We start from the raw sequence: 17101 nt of genomic DNA, 5'->3' as shown, positions 1-17101 counted from the left end.
GGTACGTAAAAAACAGGCGCCCGGATGCGTCTGAACAATAAAAACAATAAATCGCTAAACGGAGTCACGCCATGTCTACGCCCGCCCAGGCTCACCAGCCCATGGAGCACATCCCGTCGAGGGCTGCTCTGCACACTCTTACCGCTACCCGCCTCGAAACAACACACCAGCGCAAACGCCCGCCCCTGTGACACAGCACTCAGGTTTCGCCATGCGCGTGACAAAAGCGCCTGCTGGACAGCTTCTCTCTGCCAAAAACAACAATATCTCTGGAGACTGAACATGAAATTTTCCCTGCGCCATGTAGCCGCCACCGCTGGGTGCATGCTGATTGCCAGCCAGTTGCTTGCCGAACCCAAACGTCCGGAATGCATTGCCCCTGCCTCGCCCGGTGGCGGGTTCGACCTGACCTGCAAACTGGTGCAGAGCGCACTGATCAACGAGAAGATTCTGACCTCGCCGATGCGCGTCACTTACATGCCAGGCGGTGTCGGCGCGGTGGCCTACAACGCTGTCGTCGCGCAGCGCCCCGCCGACGCCGGCACACTGGTCGCGTGGTCCAGCGGTTCGCTGCTCAATCTGGCACAGGGCAAATTCGGTCGTTTCGATGAAAACGCAGTGCGCTGGCTCGCCGCTGTGGGCACCAGCTATGGCGCCATCGCCGTGAAGAGCGACTCGCCCTACAAGAACCTCGACGATCTGGTCCAGGCGCTGAAGGCCGACCCGAGCAAAGTCGTGATCGGCTCGGGCGGCACCGTGGGCAGCCAGGACTGGATGCAGACCGCGTTGATCGCCAAGGTCGCAGGCATCAACCCGCGCGCCCTGCGCTACGTGGCACTCGAAGGCGGCGGTGAAATCGCCACCGCGTTGCTCGGCGGCCACATCCAGGTGGGCAGTACCGATATTTCCGACTCCATGCCGCACATTCTGAGCGGCGACATGCGCCTGCTCGCGGTATTCGCCGAGAAGCGTATCGACGAACCCGAAATGAAAGACATCCCTACCGCCAAGGAGCAGGGCTACGACATCGTCTGGCCTGTAGTGCGTGGCTTCTACCTCGGGCCAAAGGTCAGCGACGAAGACTACAACTGGTGGAAAGCCTCGTTCGACAAGATCCTGGCCTCCGAAGACTTCGCCAAACTGCGCGACCAGCGCGAGTTGTTCCCGTTCGCCATGAGCGGCGCGGAACTGGACACCTACGTCAAGAAGCAGGTTGCCGACTACAAAGTGATGGCCAAGGAATTCGGCCTGATTCAGTGATTGAACTCAATTGACTGACATTCCGTTGTGCCTGCCTACCTAAAGGGCGCGACTCAGGAGCTTCTCATGGTCATACAACGCATCTTCGCTGGCGTGCTGTTGCTGGCATGCATAGGCCTTGCCCTTATGGCCTGGCCTTATCAGGCCCCTTTTTCCTATGAGCCGGTCGGACCACGCGCCTTCCCGCTGCTGATGCTCGGGCTGATGGGCGTCGCCCTGCTGTACCTGCTGATCAGACCCACACCCATCGTGCACACCGAGGAAGACCCGGAGCTGGACCGCGAGACCCTGATCAAGATCGGCGTGTGCATCGTCCTGCTGCTGGTATTCGCAGGGCTGTTCGAACCGCTGGGCTTCATCCTCAGCAGCATTCTGATCGGCATCCCCATGGCCCGCCTGTATGGCGGTCGCTGGCTGCCGAGCGTGGTGGTGGTGATTCTGATGAGCATCGGCCTGTACCTGCTGTTCGACAAAGCCATGGACGTCCCCTTGCCTTTGGGCCTGCTCAGCGTTCTGGAGAATTAAAATGGATACTTTCGGTTATCTGGGCCAGGGCTTCGGTGTCGCCCTGACGCCTTACAACCTGATCACGGCGCTGTGCGGAACATTGATTGGTACTGTCGTCGGCCTGCTACCGGGGCTTGGACCGATCAACGGTGTCGCGCTGCTGATCCCTATCGCCTTCGCGCTGGGCCTGCCGCCCGAATCGGCGCTGATTCTGCTGGCAGCCGTGTACCTGGGCTGCGAATACGGCGGACGCATCAGCTCGATCCTGCTGAACATTCCGGGTGAAGCGTCCACCGTGATGACCACCCTGGACGGTTACCCGATGGCCCGCCAGGGCCTGGCCGGGGTCGCACTGTCGCTGTCGGCCTGGAGTTCGTTCATCGGCGCGTTCATCGCCACCTGCGGCATGGTGCTGTTCGCGCCGTTGCTCGCCAAATGGGCGATTGCTTTCGGTCCTGCGGAATACTTCGTGCTGATGGTGTTCGCGATCGTCTGCCTGGGCGGAATGGCCGGTGACCGGCCGTTGAAGACGTTCATTGCCGCGCTGATCGGGCTGTTCCTGTCTGCGGTCGGTATCGATGCCAACAGCGGGGTGTACCGTTTCACGGGCGACAACATACACCTCACCGATGGCATTCAGTTCGTGGTGCTGGTGCTCGGCCTGTTTTCGATCAGCGAAATCCTCTTGCTGCTGGAGAAAACCCATCGCGGCCAGGAGGCAGTCAAGGCCACCGGGCGCATGATGTTCAACGTCAAGGAAGCCGCTGCCGTGTTCGTGGTGAATATTCGCTGCGGTCTGCTGGGGTTCATCCTTGGCGTATTGCCTGGCGCCGGTGCGACGCTGGCCAGCGCGGTCGCTTACATGACGGAAAAACGCATCGCCGGCGCTGGCGGCAAGTTCGGCCAGGGCGACATGCGTGGCCTGGCCGCACCCGAGACAGCCATCGGCGCGACGGCCTGCGGCGCCCTGGTGCCGATGCTGACGCTGGGCGTGCCCGGTTCAGGCACCACAGCGGTGATGATCGGCGCGTTGTCGCTGTACAACATCACGCCCGGCCCGATGCTGTTTCAGCAGCAGCCGGACATCGTCTGGGGCCTGATCGCGTCGTTGTTCATCGCCAACATCATGCTGGTGATCCTCAACATCCCGATGATTCGCATCTTCACGCGCATCCTTGCCGTGCCGAACTGGGCGCTGGTGCCGGTGATTGCGATCATCACCGGCATCGGTGTGTATGCAGTGCACGCCACCACGTTCGACCTGTTCCTGATGGTCGGCATCGGTATCTTCGGTTACATCCTGCGCAAGCTGGACTTCCCGCTGTCGCCGATCCTGCTCGGGTTCATCCTTGGTGGCCTGATGGAGCAGAACCTGCGTCGTGCCCTGTCGATCTCCAACGGCGAACTGGGGATCCTCTGGTCCAGCCCGATTACCCTTGGCGTCTGGGTGGTGACCGTGTTCATGCTGCTGTTCCCGCTACTGCGCATCTGGCGCAAGCGCGCCAAACAGCAGGCTGCTGCGACGCATGGCTGATTCCTCTCTGCGCCAATGGTGGGCAACACCGCTGATCGGCCTGCTGGGCGGCTACCTCGCCAGCCAGGTCGGCTGGCCGTTGCCGTGGATGGTGGGCTCGTTGCTGGCAATCATCCTGGTGCGCTGCCTGACACCCTGGCAGCTGGCGCAGATTCCCGGCGGGCGCAAGTGTGGTCAGTTGATCATCGGGATCGGCATCGGCCTGCACTTCACCCCGGTAGTCATCGAACAGGTACTGGCGCATTTCGGGCTGATTTTCATCGGTGCGCTGGTTACCAGTCTGTCGTGTCTGGTCGGCGTGTGGCTGATGCTGCGTACCGGAGAGGATCGCCCTACGGCGTTCTTCTCCAGCATGCCGGGCGGTTCCGGGGAGATGGTCAACCTCGGCGCTCGTAACGGTGCAACGCTGAGCAGTGTCGCGGCCGCACAAAGTCTGCGGGTACTTGCCGTCGTGCTGTGCGTGCCGGCGATCTTCAAATACCTATTGGGTGATGGCGCACCCGCGTTGCATGCCAGCGTCGTCGACTGGCGCTGGCTGGCCGTTCTGTTGCCGCTCGGTGCCGCGCTGGCCTGGCTGTGGCAACATCTCAAGCAGCCCAATCCCTGGCTGTTCGGCCCGCTGCTGCTCAGTGCCGTGGTGAGCGTGGTCTGGGACTTGAAAATCGGCCTGCCCAACGGTGCCAGCCAGCTTGGCCAGTTGCTGATCGGCAGCGGGCTGGGTTGTCATTTCAATCGGGAGTTCTTTCGGCGTGCGCCATCGTTCCTGGCGCGCACGCTGCTGGGCACTGCGCTGACCATGCTGATCGCCGCGCTGGCGGCACTGGCGCTGAGCGCCCTCACCCACCTGGACCTGCGTTCACTGACGCTGGGCATGATGCCCGGCGGCATCGCAGAAATGAGCCTGACCGCCGAAGTGCTGCAACTGTCGGTGCCGCTGGTCACGGCCATGCAGGTCATGCGCCTGCTGTTCGTGCTGTTTCTCGCCGAGCCGCTGTACCGACGCTGGAACAAACGGCTCGCTGACTGAACAGGTCGCTGGAACCCTTTCAAATTCAAATCAGAGCGCAGGCAAGCGCCAGTCAATCGGCGCGATGCCGTTTTGCTCAAGGTACTTGTTGGCCCGCCCGAAGTGCCCGTTGCCCAGGAAGCCTTTGTAGGCTGACAACGGCGAAGGATGGACAGAGGTCAGCACCAGATGCTTGGTCGCATCGACCAGTTTCTGCTTGCTCTGCGCATGAGCGCCCCACAGCAGGAACACCAGATGCGGCTGATGCTCGCTGACCACTTGGATGATCCGGTCAGTGAAGTGCTGCCAGCCTTTGCCCGCATGCGACGCCGCGTTGGCACGTTCGACGGTCAGGGTGGTGTTCAGCAACAGCACGCCCTGATCAGCCCAGGATTGCAGGCAACCGTGGTTCGGAATATCGATGTTCAGGTCGCGTTTCAGCTCTTTGTAGATGTTGACCAGCGATGGCGGCGTCGGCACACCCGGTTGCACCGAGAAGCACAGACCATGCGCCTGATTCGGGCCGTGATACGGATCCTGGCCAAGAATGACCACTTTCACGTTATCCAGCGGCGTGGAGTTCAACGCATTGAAAATCAGCGGACCGGGCGGATAGATTTCCTTGCCCGCCGCGTGCTCCTGACGCAGAAACTCGCGCAATTGAGCCATGTAGGGTTGTTCGAATTCGTCACGCAGGGCGTTTTTCCAGCTGGGCTCAAGCTTGATGCGGTCGTCGCTAGTCATGGTTACATCCGGTAAAAACAATGCGCGGACACTAGGAAAGCCGGGCAGCAAAGTCAATGCCGGTCGCGCTATGCGCCTTCAAGATCGGACGCAGAGCGTCCAGAAAGGCGTGCCGACGCGGAGCGTCGGCACCATAGTCATGTTGCAGCAGTCAGTTTGCAGCAGTCAGTTCACAGCGCTGACACGATCGTGAGCGCGCGGCTTTCAGCTAGCGATGCCCGCCACGACCATCGCCGCGCCCGCCTCGTCCATGATCACGGCCATCTCTTCCGCCACGCCCACCGTGGTCATCCCAGCCACGATTGCCTCGGTCGCCGCGGAAGCCGTCGTTACGTCCGAAACCGCCATTGCCGCGAAAGCCGTCATTGCGGCCGAAGCCGTCGTTTCTCCAGCCATAACCCGGTGGACGTCCCGGCTGGTAGTAGCGCGGCGGGGGCGGTGGCGCGTAATAGCGTGGTGCCGGGGCGTAGTAGCGAGGCTGGGTGTAATAGCGCGGTTGAGGCGCCACATAGATGCGTCGCTCCTGATAGTAGGTAGCGCGATAGCCATTGTCATACGCGTAGGCGCCGCCAACGACAGTCGGCTGCGTGTACACATCGGATTCGTAGTAACCGGGCCCTGCGTAGCAACCAGAAAGGAAAAGGGTCAGCAACGTGATAAGCAAGGGTCTTCGATACATGGCGGCCTCCTGGACCGCGATTGGGCCAAACCAGCGACGCTGGGCGGCGTCCGTCAAAGCGGTTGGCGGACGAATTGTCTGACATCGAAAAGGCCTTCTAGTGCCTTGGGGCAGCCTTAAGGCCTGACTACGAATGGTTGCCCACTGGCTCGCAAAGGCTCTGCGACCAAGGCCTGCAGGCGTATTTCAACGTTCTACAAAGATGCTACAAAACATTTCATCCGCCGTTGCCTCATCACGGTGCGCCCTCGCACCAGCACAAGGCAGTTCTTGCGGCAGCTGACCGTGGACGACTCGGTCAGCCCTTGAATAACAAGGCGCAGCACGAGTTGGCACAACTCTCGCTTGAGTGAGCAGTGTGCAGGAGTCAACACAGGTTCGCGGCACCACAATTTGCAATAGCCGACTAGGGTTCCGGCTTGCCGCCAGGCAAGTGGCTGGTCCGAGAGTTGGCGACCTCCAGTAGAGGTTACACGGCGGGACAAAAGCCCGGGAGACAGGGACACCAGTGGTGTCACGTTGCTCCTGGCCGCCTTTTTTCACTACTGGAGATTTCTCAACATGCAAAAGTCTCGTCTCTTCGGTCTGCTGACGGCAGGCCTGCTTGCTGCGTTGAGCCTCTCGGCGAATGCCGCCCAGAAAGATCACTTCAACGTCTGCTGGACCATCTACGCAGGCTGGATGCCGTGGGAATACGCAGGTAGCCAGGGCATCGTCGACAAGTGGGCGAAAAAGTACGGCATCAAGATCGATGTCACCCAGCTCAATGACTACGTCGAATCCATCAATCAGTACACCGCCGGCCAGTTCGATGGCTGCACCATGACCAACATGGACGCCCTGACCATCCCGGCCGCAGGTGGCGTGGAAAGCACGGCACTGATCGTCAGCGACTTCTCCAATGGCAACGACGGCATCGTGCTCAAGGGCGAAGGCAAGAAAGTCGCCGACCTCAAGGGCATGGACGTCAATCTGGTCGAACTGTCGGTGTCTCACTACCTGCTGGCCCGAGCGCTGGACAGCGTCAAGCTCAGTGAAAAAGACCTCAAGGTGGTCAACACCTCGGATGCCGATATCTCGGCCGCTTTCAATACCGACGATGTACAGGCGGTTACCACCTGGAACCCGATGCTCTCGGACATCAAGGCCAGGCCCGACGTCACCGAAGTGTTCAACTCCAGCCAGATCCCCGGCGAGATCATGGACATGATGGTCGTCAACACCCAGACCCTGAAAGACAACCCGGCCCTGGGCAAAGCCCTGACTGGCGCCTGGTTTGAAGTGGTCGCGCTGATGAACGCCAAAAACGCTCAGGCCAAGGCGGCGCTGGAACACATGGCCAAGGCATCGGGCACCGATCTGGCCGGTTTCCAGGCGCAACTGGACACCACCAAGCTGTTTGCCACGCCCAAGGAAGCGCTTGAGTTCGCCACCAGCAAACAGCTGCCGGACACCCAGCGCAAGGTGGCTGACTTCTCGTTCGCCCACGGTTTGCTCGGCGAAGGCGCACGCGACGCCGATGCGGTCGGCATGTCGTTCGCCAATGGCGTGACGCTCGGCGACAAGGGCAATCTCAAGCTGCACTTTGACCCCAGCTACGTGCAGATGGCCGTCGGCGGCAAGCTGTAAATCACGCTCAGTAGAAAGGTCATTGCCATGCGTTTGATAAACCGCCATCCGGATAGTGCCGGTCGCCTGATACTGGTGATCCTGCCGTTCGCCCTGTTGCTGTTCGCCTATTTCATGGGCTCGGCCACCCGGCTTGCGGAAAACCCCAGCGACAAACTGCTGCCCAGCGCGGTACAGATGGCCGATGCGGTCAAACGCATGGCGTTCGTTGCCGACCCGCGCAGCGGTGACTACCTGCTGTGGCAGGACAGCGCATCGAGCCTGCAACGCCTGGCCATCGGCCTGGGGATCAGCGCGCTGCTGGGTCTGTGCCTGGGCATCGCAGCGGGCATCCTGCCGTTGTGCGGCGCACCGCTGTCGCCCTTGCTGACGGTGCTGTCGATGGTGCCGCCGCTGGCCATTCTGCCGATTCTGTTCATCGTGTTCGGCCTGGGCGAGTTGTCGAAGGTGATGCTGATCGTGATCGGTATCACACCGATTCTGGCCCGTGATCTGGAACAGCGCGCCCGTGAAATCCCGGTCGAACTGCTGATCAAGGCGCAAACCCTCGGCGCCTCGACCTGGACACTGATCCTGCGGGTGATCCTGCCGCAATTACTGCCACGCCTGTTGATCGCCCTGCGCCTGGTGCTGGGGTCGGCGTGGCTGTTTCTGATCGCCGCCGAGGCGATTGCTTCGACTGACGGCCTGGGCTACCGGATCTTCCTGGTGCGGCGCTATCTGGCGATGGACGTGATCCTGCCCTATGTGGTGTGGATCACCCTGCTCGCCTGGCTGATGGACTGGGGCCTGAAAGCCCTGACCCGACGTGCCTTTCCCTGGTACGAAGGAGCGCGGGCATGAGCTTTATCAGTGTGCGCAATGTCTGGCAGCAATACGCCGACCAGGTGGTGCTCGAGGGCCTCAACCTGGACGTGGCCGAAGGCGAGTTCTGCACGCTGGTCGGCGCGTCGGGCTGCGGCAAGTCGACCTTTCTGCGCCTGTTGCTGGGTCAGGAATCCCCCAGTCGCGGTCTGATCACGCTGGACGGCACGCCCTTGCGCAATGAGCCGGATGCCAGCCGTGGCGTGGTGTTTCAGCGCTATTCGGTATTCCCGCACCTGTCGGTGCTCGACAACGTGGCGCTGGGTCTGGAGCTGCCCCGCTCGCCCTGGCTGGGCCGTCTGTTCGGCCAGGCAAAAGGCGAGGCCCGCGAGCACGCCGCGCAGTTGCTCGGCAAGGTCGGCCTCGGGCATGCGCTGGACAAGTATCCGACACAATTGTCCGGCGGCATGCAGCAGCGCCTGGCCATCGCCCAGGCGCTGATCATGAAACCGCGCGTCCTGCTGCTGGACGAGCCGTTCGGCGCGCTCGACCCCGGCATCCGCAAGGACATGCACCACCTGCTGCTGGACCTTTGGCGCGAAACGAAACTGACCGTGTTCATGGTTACCCACGACCTGTCCGAAGGTTTCAACCTCGGCACCCGCCTGCTGGTTTTCGACAAGGTGCGCCACGACCCGCATGCGCCCGGCGCCTATGGCGCGCGCATCACTTACGACATCCCCCTCAACAGCGAACGCCGCGCCGAGCGCGCCGCTATCGATTCGCTGCTCAACGTTTCAGAGGAGCCTGTTCAATGACTGACTCAACCACGCTGTACCCGGTTTTCGCCGAAGAACTGCTACCCGGTGGCGGCCATCGTTCGTTCATTCTAAAGCGCGGCGAACTGCTGCGCCTGACCGACCTGCACGGCAACGCCAACGTCAGCCTGACCCTGCTCAACGCCCACGAAAAAACCGAGCGGCTGAACCTGCCCGACAGCCTCAAATGCCAGCACACCGCTCGCCTGAGCAACGGTCATTGCCTGTATTCGGACATGGGCCGCGTACTGGCGGCCATCGTCACTGATACCTGCGGCTGGAGCGACAGCATTGGTGGCGTGCTCAATGCTCAGGAGGTTGCTGAAAAGTATGGCCAGGGTCGCTACCAGGAATTGCACAACGGCTTCTTTCGCAATGGCGTCGACAACCTGCTGGTCGAGCTGGGCAAATGGGGGCTGGGACTGTCCGACCTGCTGATGACCCTCAACCTGTTCAGCCGTGTCGATGTCGACGAGGCAGGAACCCTGCACTTCGCCCCGAACAATTCCAAAGCCGGCGACTACATCGAACTCTACGCACCGATGGACACGCTGGTGGTGCTGACCGCGCTGCAACACCCGATGGACCCCAACCCGGAATATGCCCCGCAACCGCTCAAGCTCAGCTGGATGAAAGCCGACGCCAGCGTTGCCGAGCACTGCCGCACCTCGCGCCCGGAAAACGCGCGCGGCTTCATCAATACCGACCGCCTGTTCGCCTGAGGAGCCTTGTCATGAACTCACCCACTCATCTTTGCTGCGACGCGACCATCCCGGCCGGCGAGCCCTTTCTGGCCGAGGTCAAGGCCGGGCAGACCGTGCGCATCCTCGACCTGCAAGGCAATCAGGCCGTCGACACGCTGTTTTTCAGCCTGAGCAACCCGCGTGAACGCTACGACGTGCAGCGCACCCTGCGCCGTCAGAACAGCGTGTACCTGACCACCGGCAGCGTGCTGTTTTCCAACCTCGGCCAGCCGATGCTGACCATTGTCGATGACACCTGCGGTCGCCACGACACACTCGGTGGCGCGTGCGCGCAAGAGAGCAACACCGTGCGCTACGCCTTGGAAAAGCGCTACATGCACAGCTGCCGCGACAACTATCTGCGCGCCTGTGTGCATGACGGCCGTCTGAGCAAGGCCGACATCGGCCCCAACATCAATTTCTTCATGAACGTACCCGTGACCGCCGAAGGCGGCCTGACCTTCGAAGACGGTATTTCCGCGCCCGGCAAATACGTCGAGCTGCGCGCTGAAATGGACGTGATCGTGCTGATTTCCAACTGTCCACAGCTCAACAACCCCTGCAACGGCTACAACCCGACGCCTGCGCAGTTGTTGATTCGCGACTGACCCGGCACCTGCCCTCAGCAACGGACGACCGTTGCGTAGATTGATCAATAGCGGGACGGCCCGCTTCCCATCACGAAACCGAGTGCGACTGGGTTTCCGGGGTTATGCCATGTTCGACAAACTGCTGATCGCCAACCGTGGCGCCATTGCCTGCCGCATCCTGCGGACCCTGCGCACCTTGCAGATCAAGGGCGTGGCGGTGTATTCCGAAGCCGACGCTGCCAGCCTGCACCTGATGCAGGCCGACGAAGCCCACAGCCTGGGCGAAGGTGGCGCAGCCGGAACCTATCTGGCGGTGGACAAGATCCTCGCCATCGCCAACGCCAGCGGCGCCAAAGCCATTCATCCCGGCTACGGGTTCCTCTCCGAAAACGCTGCATTCGCTCAGGCCTGCGAAGACGCCGGTATCGCCTTCGTCGGCCCGACGCCCGAGCAGCTGCGCGTATTCGGCCTCAAGCACACCGCCCGAGCGTTGGCCAAGCAGCATGGCGTGCCCATGCTCGAGGGTACTGAACTGCTCGACAGTCTGGAGTCGGCCATCGCGGCAGCCCGCACCATCGGCTACCCGGTGATGCTCAAGAGCACGGCAGGCGGTGGCGGCATCGGCATGCGTGTGTGTCGCAGTGCCGAAGAGCTGGCTGACTCGTTCGAGGCGGTCAAGCGCCTCGGTCAGAACAATTTCAGCGATGCGGGTGTGTTCATCGAGAAATACATCCAGCGCGCCCGCCACCTGGAAGTGCAGGTGTTCGGCGACGGTCAGGGCGAGGTGCTGGCGCTTGGCGTACGCGACTGCTCGGTACAGCGGCGCAATCAGAAAGTGCTCGAAGAAACCCCGGCCCCGAACCTGCCGCACGGCATGGCCGAAGAACTCTGCGCAGCGGCTGTCAAACTCGCCAGGGCAGTCAATTATCGCAGCGCCGGGACGGTCGAGTTCGTCTTCGACAGCGAAGATCAGCGCTTCTATTTTCTGGAAGTGAACACACGCTTGCAGGTAGAGCACGGCGTCACCGAGCAGGTCTGGGGCGTGGATCTGGTCAGCTGGATGGTGCAACTGGCCGCCGGTGATCTGCCGCCGCTGGATCAGTTGCAGGCCGGTCTGAAACCGCTTGGCCATGCGATTCAGGCGCGGCTGTACGCGGAAGATCCGGGCCGTGACTTCCAGCCCTGCCCTGGCCTGCTGACTGCGGCTGATTTCCCGCCTGCCGATGGCCGGACGCTGCGCATCGATACCTGGGTCGAAGCCGGTTGCGAGATACCGCCGTACTTCGACCCGATGATCGCCAAGCTGATCAGTTGGGCACCGACCCGCGAGGACGCCAGCGCCGGGCTGATCGACGCGCTGAACGAAACGCGTCTGTACGGTGTGGAAACCAATCGCGACTACTTGCGCCAGATCATTGCCGACGCGCCGTTCGCCAGTGGCCAGCCATGGACCCGCTGTCTGGAAGATCTGGTGTATCGCGCTGACACCTTCGAAGTGCTGAGCGGCGGCACCCAGACCAGCGTTCAGGATTACCCGGGACGACTGGGCTACTGGGCGGTCGGTGTACCGCCATCCGGGCCGATGGACAGCCGCGCGTTGCGCCAGGGCAATGAGCTGCTGGGCAACCCCGAAGGATGCGCTGCGCTGGAAATCACCATGAGCGGGCCGCTACTGCGCTTCAACACCGATGCGGTGGTCGCAGTGACCGGTGCGCACATCCCGATCACCCTCGATGGCCAATCCTGTGCGATGAACACCGCGCTATTGGTGAGCGCCGGTTCGACGTTGTCGCTGGGCACCATCGCAGGTGCCGGTGTACGCAGCTACCTGTGCGTGCGCGGCGGGCTCGACGTGCCGGATTATCTGGGCAGCAAAAGTACCTTTACCCTCGGCCAGTTCGGCGGTCATGGCGGTCGCGCGCTGCGCGCCGGCGATGTGCTGCACATCGCGCACCTGGTGGAGCGAAGTGCGGGGCAGCGGATTGCCGACGAAGCACTTGAAGCGCTGACAGACGTGCGCCGGATGAGGGTCATTTACGGCCCGCATGCGGCCCCGGAATACTTCACCGAAGCGTACATCGAGAGGTTTTTCGCGACCGACTGGGAAGTGCATTTCAACTCCAGCCGCACCGGCGTGCGCCTGATCGGCCCAAAACCCGAATGGGTGCGCGCCGACGGCGGCGAAGCGGGGTTGCACCCTTCCAACATTCACGACAACCCGTATGCGATCGGCGCGGTGGATTTCACTGGGGACATGCCGGTAATCCTCGGGCCGGATGGGCCCAGCCTGGGCGGATTCGTCTGCCCGGTGACCATCATCGAGGCAGACCTGTGGCAGCTGGGGCAATTGAAGGCTGGCGACAGGGTCCGATTCACCCCGGTCAGTGTCGAGGCGTGTCATGCAGAACGATGTGGGAGCGAGCTTGCTCGCGAAGACAGTATTCCTGACGCAGAAAATCCATTGACTGCAACGCCCTCTTCGCGAGCAAGCTCGCTCCCACAAGGCACCGCGCGCCTTCAAGGCATCGCAAACTCCCGTAGGAGCGAACTTGTTCGCGAAAACAGTATTCCTGACGCAGAAAATCCATCGACTGTGCCGCCCTCTTCGCGAGCAAGCTCGCTCCCACAAGGCACCGCAAACTCCAGTAGGAACGAACTTGTTCGCGAAGGCAGTATTCCTGACGCAGAAAATCCATCGGCTGTGCCGCCCTCTTCGCGAGCAAGCTCGCTCCCACAAGGCCCCGCAAACTCCAGTAGGAGCGAAGTTGTTCGCGAAAGCTATATGCCTGACGCAGAAAATCCATCGGCTGTGCCGCCCTCTTCGCGAGCAAGCCAGCTTCCACAAGGCCCGGCAAACTCCCGTGGGAGCGAGCTTGCTCGCGAAGGCTATATGCCTGACGCAGAAAATCCATTGACTGCAACGCCCTCTTCGCGAGCAAGCTCGCTCCCACAAGGCCCCGCGAACTCCCGTGGGAGCGAGCTTGCTCGCGAAGGCTATATGCCTGACGCAGAAACCCCATCGACTGTGCCGACTTCTTCGCGAGCAAGCCAGCTTCCACAAGGCCCCGCAAACTCCAGTAGGAGCGAAGTTGTTCACGAAGGCTATATGCCTGACGCAGAAAATCCATTGACTGCACCGCCATCTTCGCGAGCAAGCTCGCTCCCACAAGACTCCGCGAACTCCCGTAGGAGCGAGCTTGCTCGCGAAGGCTATATGCCTGACGCAGAAAATCCATTGACTACACCTCCCTCTTCGCGAGCAAGCCAGCTTCCACAAGGCCCGGCAAACTCCCGTGGGAGCGAGCTTGCTCGCGAAGGCTATATTCCTGACGCAGAAAATCCATTGACTGCACCTCCCTCTTCGCGAGCAAGCTCGCTCCCACAAGGCACCGCGCGCCTTCAAGGCATCGCAAACTCCCGTAGGAGCGAACTTGTTCGCGAAGGCAGTATTCCTGACGCGGAAAATCCATCGACTGCAACGCCCTCTTCGCGAGCAAGCTCGCTCCCACAAGGCCCCGCAAACTCCAGTAGGAGCGAAGTTGTTCGCGTAGAGGATCTGCGCACTCCGGTCATCCTCGACATCGGCCAGGACGATAAACGCCTGGTCGCACGTCTGTCCGGCGATACCCATCTGCTGCTGGAAATCGGTGCGCCGGAGCTGGATCTGGTGCTGCGCCTGCGTGGCCACGCACTGATGCTTGCGCTGGAGGCCAAGGCGCTGGCGGGTGTGATCGACCTGACGCCAGGCATTCGCTCGCTGCAAGTCCACTATCGCCCCGAGCAGCTGCCGCTTCGGCAACTGCTCGACATCGTCGCCGGAGAATGGGACGCGGTGTGCGCCGCGAAAGACCTGCAAGTGGCGTCGCGCATCGTCCATCTGCCACTGTCCTGGGACGACCCGGCCTGCCAGCTGGCCATCGAAAAATACATGACTACCGTGCGCAAGGACGCACCGTGGTGCCCAAGCAACCTGGAGTTCATCCGCCGTATCAATGACCTGCCCAACCTCGACGAAGTGCAACGTACGGTGTTCGACGCCAGTTATCTGGTCATGGGCCTGGGCGATGTGTACCTCGGCGCACCGGTGGCCACGCCGCTGGACCCGCGCCACCGGCTGGTCACCACCAAGTACAACCCGGCACGCACCTGGACCGCCGAGAATTCGGTGGGCATCGGCGGCGCCTACATGTGCGTGTATGGCATGGAGGGCCCCGGCGGTTATCAGTTCGTTGGCCGCACGTTGCAGATGTGGAATCGCTATCGCGACGTCGCCGCCTTCCAGGGCAAACCATGGCTGTTGCGCTTCTTCGATCAGATCCGTTTCTACCCGGTCAGCGCCGAAGAACTGGTGCGTATCCGCCGCGACTTCCCGCTGGGTCGCTTCGCCCTGAACATCGAACACAGCACCCTGAATCTGGCTGATTACCAGGCCTTCCTGAGCCGCGAAGCCGAAGGCATTACGGCATTCCGCGCCCAGCAAAACGCCGCTTTCAACGCCGAGCGCGAACGCTGGATCGCCAACGGGCAGGCCGATTTCCAGAGCGATGAAGGCGTGGCGCCGAACACTGAAGAACAGCCCCTGCAACCCGGCCAGCAAGGCGTCGACAGCCACATCGCCGGCAATCTCTGGCAAGTCCAGGTGCAACCGGGAGCGCGCGTGGAAGCAGGCGATGTGCTGGTGATTCTGGAGTCCATGAAAATGGAAATCCCCCTGCTCGCCCCGATCGCCGGCGTGGTGCAGGACGTCAGGGTGCAACCCGGCTCGGCAGTACGCGCAGGGCAACGGGTGGTGGTGCTGAGCGCAGACTGAATCGAACAACTTTTCACTTTCAAGGGAATCCCGTCATGAACGACACAGCACTGCCCAATGACCTGCGCCTGGACACCGTACGCACGGCCTACCAGTCCGGGCGGATATCCCCGCGCCAGCTGATCCTGGCGCTGCGCGAAAAAGCCGCAAGGCTGAACAGCGATTATCAACTGTTCATCCACCTGCTCAGCCCGGCTGAACTCGAGCCTTATCTGGCCGCACTGGACGATCGTGATCCCAGAGACCTGCCGCTGTTCGGCGTGCCCTTCGCGATCAAGGACAATATTGATCTGGCGGCCATTCCAACCACCGCAGCCTGCCCGGACTACGCCTACACACCCGAGCACTCGGCAAGCGTCGTCGCGCAACTGATCGCACTGGGTGCAGTGCCCATGGGCAAGACCAATCTGGACCAGTTCGCCACAGGCTTGAACGGCAGCCGCTCGCCCTATGGCGCCTGCCCCAACAGCGTGTTGAACGAGTACCCGTCCGGCGGCTCGAGCGCCGGCTCGTCGCTGGCCGTGGCCCTGGGCGTCAGCAGCTTCTCGCTGGGCACCGACACGGCGGGCTCGGGCCGAGTGCCTGCGGCACTGAACAACCTGGTGGGAATGAAAGCCAGCAAGGGGCTGATTTCCACGGCAGGCGTAGTACCCGCATGCCGCACACAGGATTGCGTCTCGACCTTCACCGCCACGGCGCGGGAAGCCAGCGAGCTATTGGCACTGATCGCCGCCTTTGATCCGCGCGATGAGTACAGCCGTCGCAACCCGCTGTGGAACGACGCCTCGGCGTTCGGCACACCTCGCCCGTTTCGCTTCGGTGTACCCCGCGCCGAGGACCTGCAGTTCTTTGGCTGTGCCGAGGGGCCCGGACTGTTCAGCGCAGCCATCGACCACCTCACCGCGCTGGGTGGCGAAGCGGTCACGGTGGACTTGTCACCGTTTCTCGAAGCGGCGCGGTTGTTGTACGAGGGGCCGTGGGTGGCGGAACGCTACAGCGTCGCCGGGCAGTTGATGGAAGAACGCCCTGACGCGGTATTGCCGGTGATCCGCGACGTGCTGGCCAAAGCCCCCCAGGTCAGCGGAGTCGATACGTTTCGCGCGCAATACTGCCTGCAAGCACTCAAGGCGACGTGCGATCGGGCGCTTGAAGGGCTGGAGTGCGTAGTAACGCCAAGCATCGGCCGCCCGGTGACATCCGCAGAGCTGGCGGCCGAGCCGGTGTTGCGCAATTCGGAGCTGGGTTACTACACGAATTTCGTCAACCTGCTCGACTACGCCGCCGTCGCCGTGCCCAGCACGTTCATGAGCAATGGTCTGCCGTGGGGCGTGACGCTGTTCGGACGAGCGTTCACCGATCAGTACCTGCTCAGCCTGGCCGACGCCTTGCAGCGGCAAACCGGCCTGCCCTTGATTGGCGGCGAAGCACCTCGACTGCCTGCGCCGCAGAGCACTGCGCGCAACGATATGGCGCGGTTGGTGGTCTGCGGTGCCCATCTGGACGGACTGGCGTTGAACTGGCAGCTCAGGCAACGCGGGGCACGCCTGCTGGAAACCACGCAAAGCTCGGCCGACTATCGGCTGTATGCGCTGGCCGGTGGTCCGCCGTTTCGGCCCGGCATGGTGCGGGTGGCCGAACAGGGCGTAGCCATCGACGTGGAGGTCTGGGAGTTGCCAAGTGTCGAGCTGGGATCGTTCCTGACCGGCATTCCGGCACCGCTCGGGCTGGGCAAGGTGCAATTGGCCGACGGCCGCTGGGAGACCGGTTTCATCTGCGAAGCCTATGGCCTGGAGGGTGCCCGCGATATCAGCCATCTCGGCGGCTGGCGTGCGCACCTGCAACAGCAGTAAGCGCAAGGCGGCACGCTCGGGCGTGCTGCCTCACTCTTTCAGCGCGCTGGCGTGTCGCGATACATAGTTGTGACCTTCCCCATCACGCTTCTCGAAATAATGGGCATTCATTCATTTTGACCGCACG

Annotated in this window: 13 protein-coding genes and 1 riboswitch; of the genes, 11 read left to right on the top strand and 2 right to left on the bottom strand. The window is 62.2% G+C overall.

The genetic code is table 11. The annotated features are described in order from the left end of the window. The first annotated feature begins 276 nt into the window (after positions 1–276). From KBY02_RS03110 to KBY02_RS03095, 4 genes are all read left to right on the top strand, one after another. Positions 277–1260 (top strand): Bug family tripartite tricarboxylate transporter substrate binding protein, encoded by a 984-nt coding sequence (locus tag KBY02_RS03110; RefSeq protein WP_183147014.1) that lies wholly within the window; start codon positions 277–279, stop codon positions 1258–1260. Positions 1261–1326: 66 nt separating this feature from the next. Continuing rightward, positions 1327–1785 (top strand): tripartite tricarboxylate transporter TctB family protein, encoded by a 459-nt coding sequence (locus tag KBY02_RS03105; RefSeq protein ID WP_003405321.1) that lies wholly within the window; start codon positions 1327–1329, stop codon positions 1783–1785. Position 1786: 1 nt separating this feature from the next. Further along, entirely contained in the window at positions 1787–3301 is a 1515-nt protein-coding gene (locus KBY02_RS03100) for a tripartite tricarboxylate transporter permease (RefSeq protein WP_003405319.1), read from the top strand. Continuing rightward, positions 3294–4328: an AbrB family transcriptional regulator gene (locus KBY02_RS03095; RefSeq protein WP_003405317.1), complete on the top strand. Its 1035-nt coding sequence runs from the start codon at positions 3294–3296 to the stop codon at positions 4326–4328. Before KBY02_RS03100 ends, KBY02_RS03095 begins: the two co-directional genes overlap by 8 nt. A 30-nt stretch (positions 4329–4358) precedes the next feature. Here KBY02_RS03095 and ung read toward each other — a convergent pair whose 3' ends face one another. Together ung and KBY02_RS03085 are read right to left on the bottom strand one after the other, a co-directional pair. Next, positions 4359–5051, bottom strand: a complete 693-nt coding sequence (gene ung, locus KBY02_RS03090; RefSeq protein ID WP_003405314.1) for a uracil-DNA glycosylase — start codon at positions 5049–5051, stop codon at positions 4359–4361. A gap of 208 nt (positions 5052–5259) precedes the next feature. Beyond that, complete coding sequence (locus tag KBY02_RS03085; protein WP_161938934.1) at positions 5260–5646, bottom strand: hypothetical protein; 387 nt, start codon at positions 5644–5646, stop codon at positions 5260–5262. Positions 5647–6125: 479 nt separating this feature from the next. Then, a riboswitch (guanidine-I (ykkC/yxkD leader) is annotated at positions 6126–6228 on the top strand. Positions 6229–6291: 63 nt separating this feature from the next. On the opposite strand from KBY02_RS03085, the gene KBY02_RS03080 reads away from it, so the two are divergent. The 7 genes from KBY02_RS03080 to atzF all read left to right on the top strand — a co-directional run bounded on the left by KBY02_RS03080 (position 6292) and on the right by atzF (position 16974). After that, the gene (locus tag KBY02_RS03080; RefSeq protein WP_032654485.1) at positions 6292–7359 is read left to right on the top strand and encodes a putative urea ABC transporter substrate-binding protein; all 1068 of its coding nucleotides are present in this window, start codon (positions 6292–6294) and stop codon (positions 7357–7359) included. A gap of 27 nt (positions 7360–7386) precedes the next feature. Further along, on the top strand, positions 7387–8202 hold the full coding sequence (locus tag KBY02_RS03075) for an ABC transporter permease (RefSeq protein ID WP_024641902.1): 816 nt from the start codon (positions 7387–7389) through the stop codon (positions 8200–8202). Next, positions 8199–8981 (top strand): ABC transporter ATP-binding protein, encoded by a 783-nt coding sequence (locus tag KBY02_RS03070; protein WP_011268763.1) that lies wholly within the window; start codon positions 8199–8201, stop codon positions 8979–8981. Before KBY02_RS03075 ends, KBY02_RS03070 begins: the two co-directional genes overlap by 4 nt. Then, on the top strand, positions 8978–9703 hold the full coding sequence (locus KBY02_RS03065; protein ID WP_116800580.1) for an urea amidolyase associated protein UAAP1: 726 nt from the start codon (positions 8978–8980) through the stop codon (positions 9701–9703). The genes KBY02_RS03070 and KBY02_RS03065 overlap by 4 nt, the downstream gene beginning before the upstream one ends. Positions 9704–9714: 11 nt before the next feature. After that, a complete protein-coding gene (locus KBY02_RS03060; RefSeq protein ID WP_003405298.1) occupies positions 9715–10332 on the top strand; it encodes an urea amidolyase associated protein UAAP2 in 618 nt (205 codons plus the stop codon). Positions 10333–10441: 109 nt separating this feature from the next. Continuing rightward, positions 10442–15124: a 5-oxoprolinase/urea amidolyase family protein gene (locus KBY02_RS03055; RefSeq protein ID WP_225649803.1), complete on the top strand. Its 4683-nt coding sequence runs from the start codon at positions 10442–10444 to the stop codon at positions 15122–15124. A 35-nt stretch (positions 15125–15159) separates the two neighbouring features. Next, a complete protein-coding gene (gene atzF, locus KBY02_RS03050; RefSeq protein ID WP_024660630.1) occupies positions 15160–16974 on the top strand; it encodes an allophanate hydrolase in 1815 nt (604 codons plus the stop codon). Positions 16975–17101: the final 127 nt, after the last annotated feature.

Origin of the sequence: Pseudomonas sp. P129, assembly GCF_020312195.1 — a bacterium.
In the GTDB taxonomy this organism is placed as follows: domain Bacteria; phylum Pseudomonadota; class Gammaproteobacteria; order Pseudomonadales; family Pseudomonadaceae; genus Aquipseudomonas; species Aquipseudomonas fragariae.
This window is presented reverse-complemented; position numbering and strand designations above follow the sequence as displayed.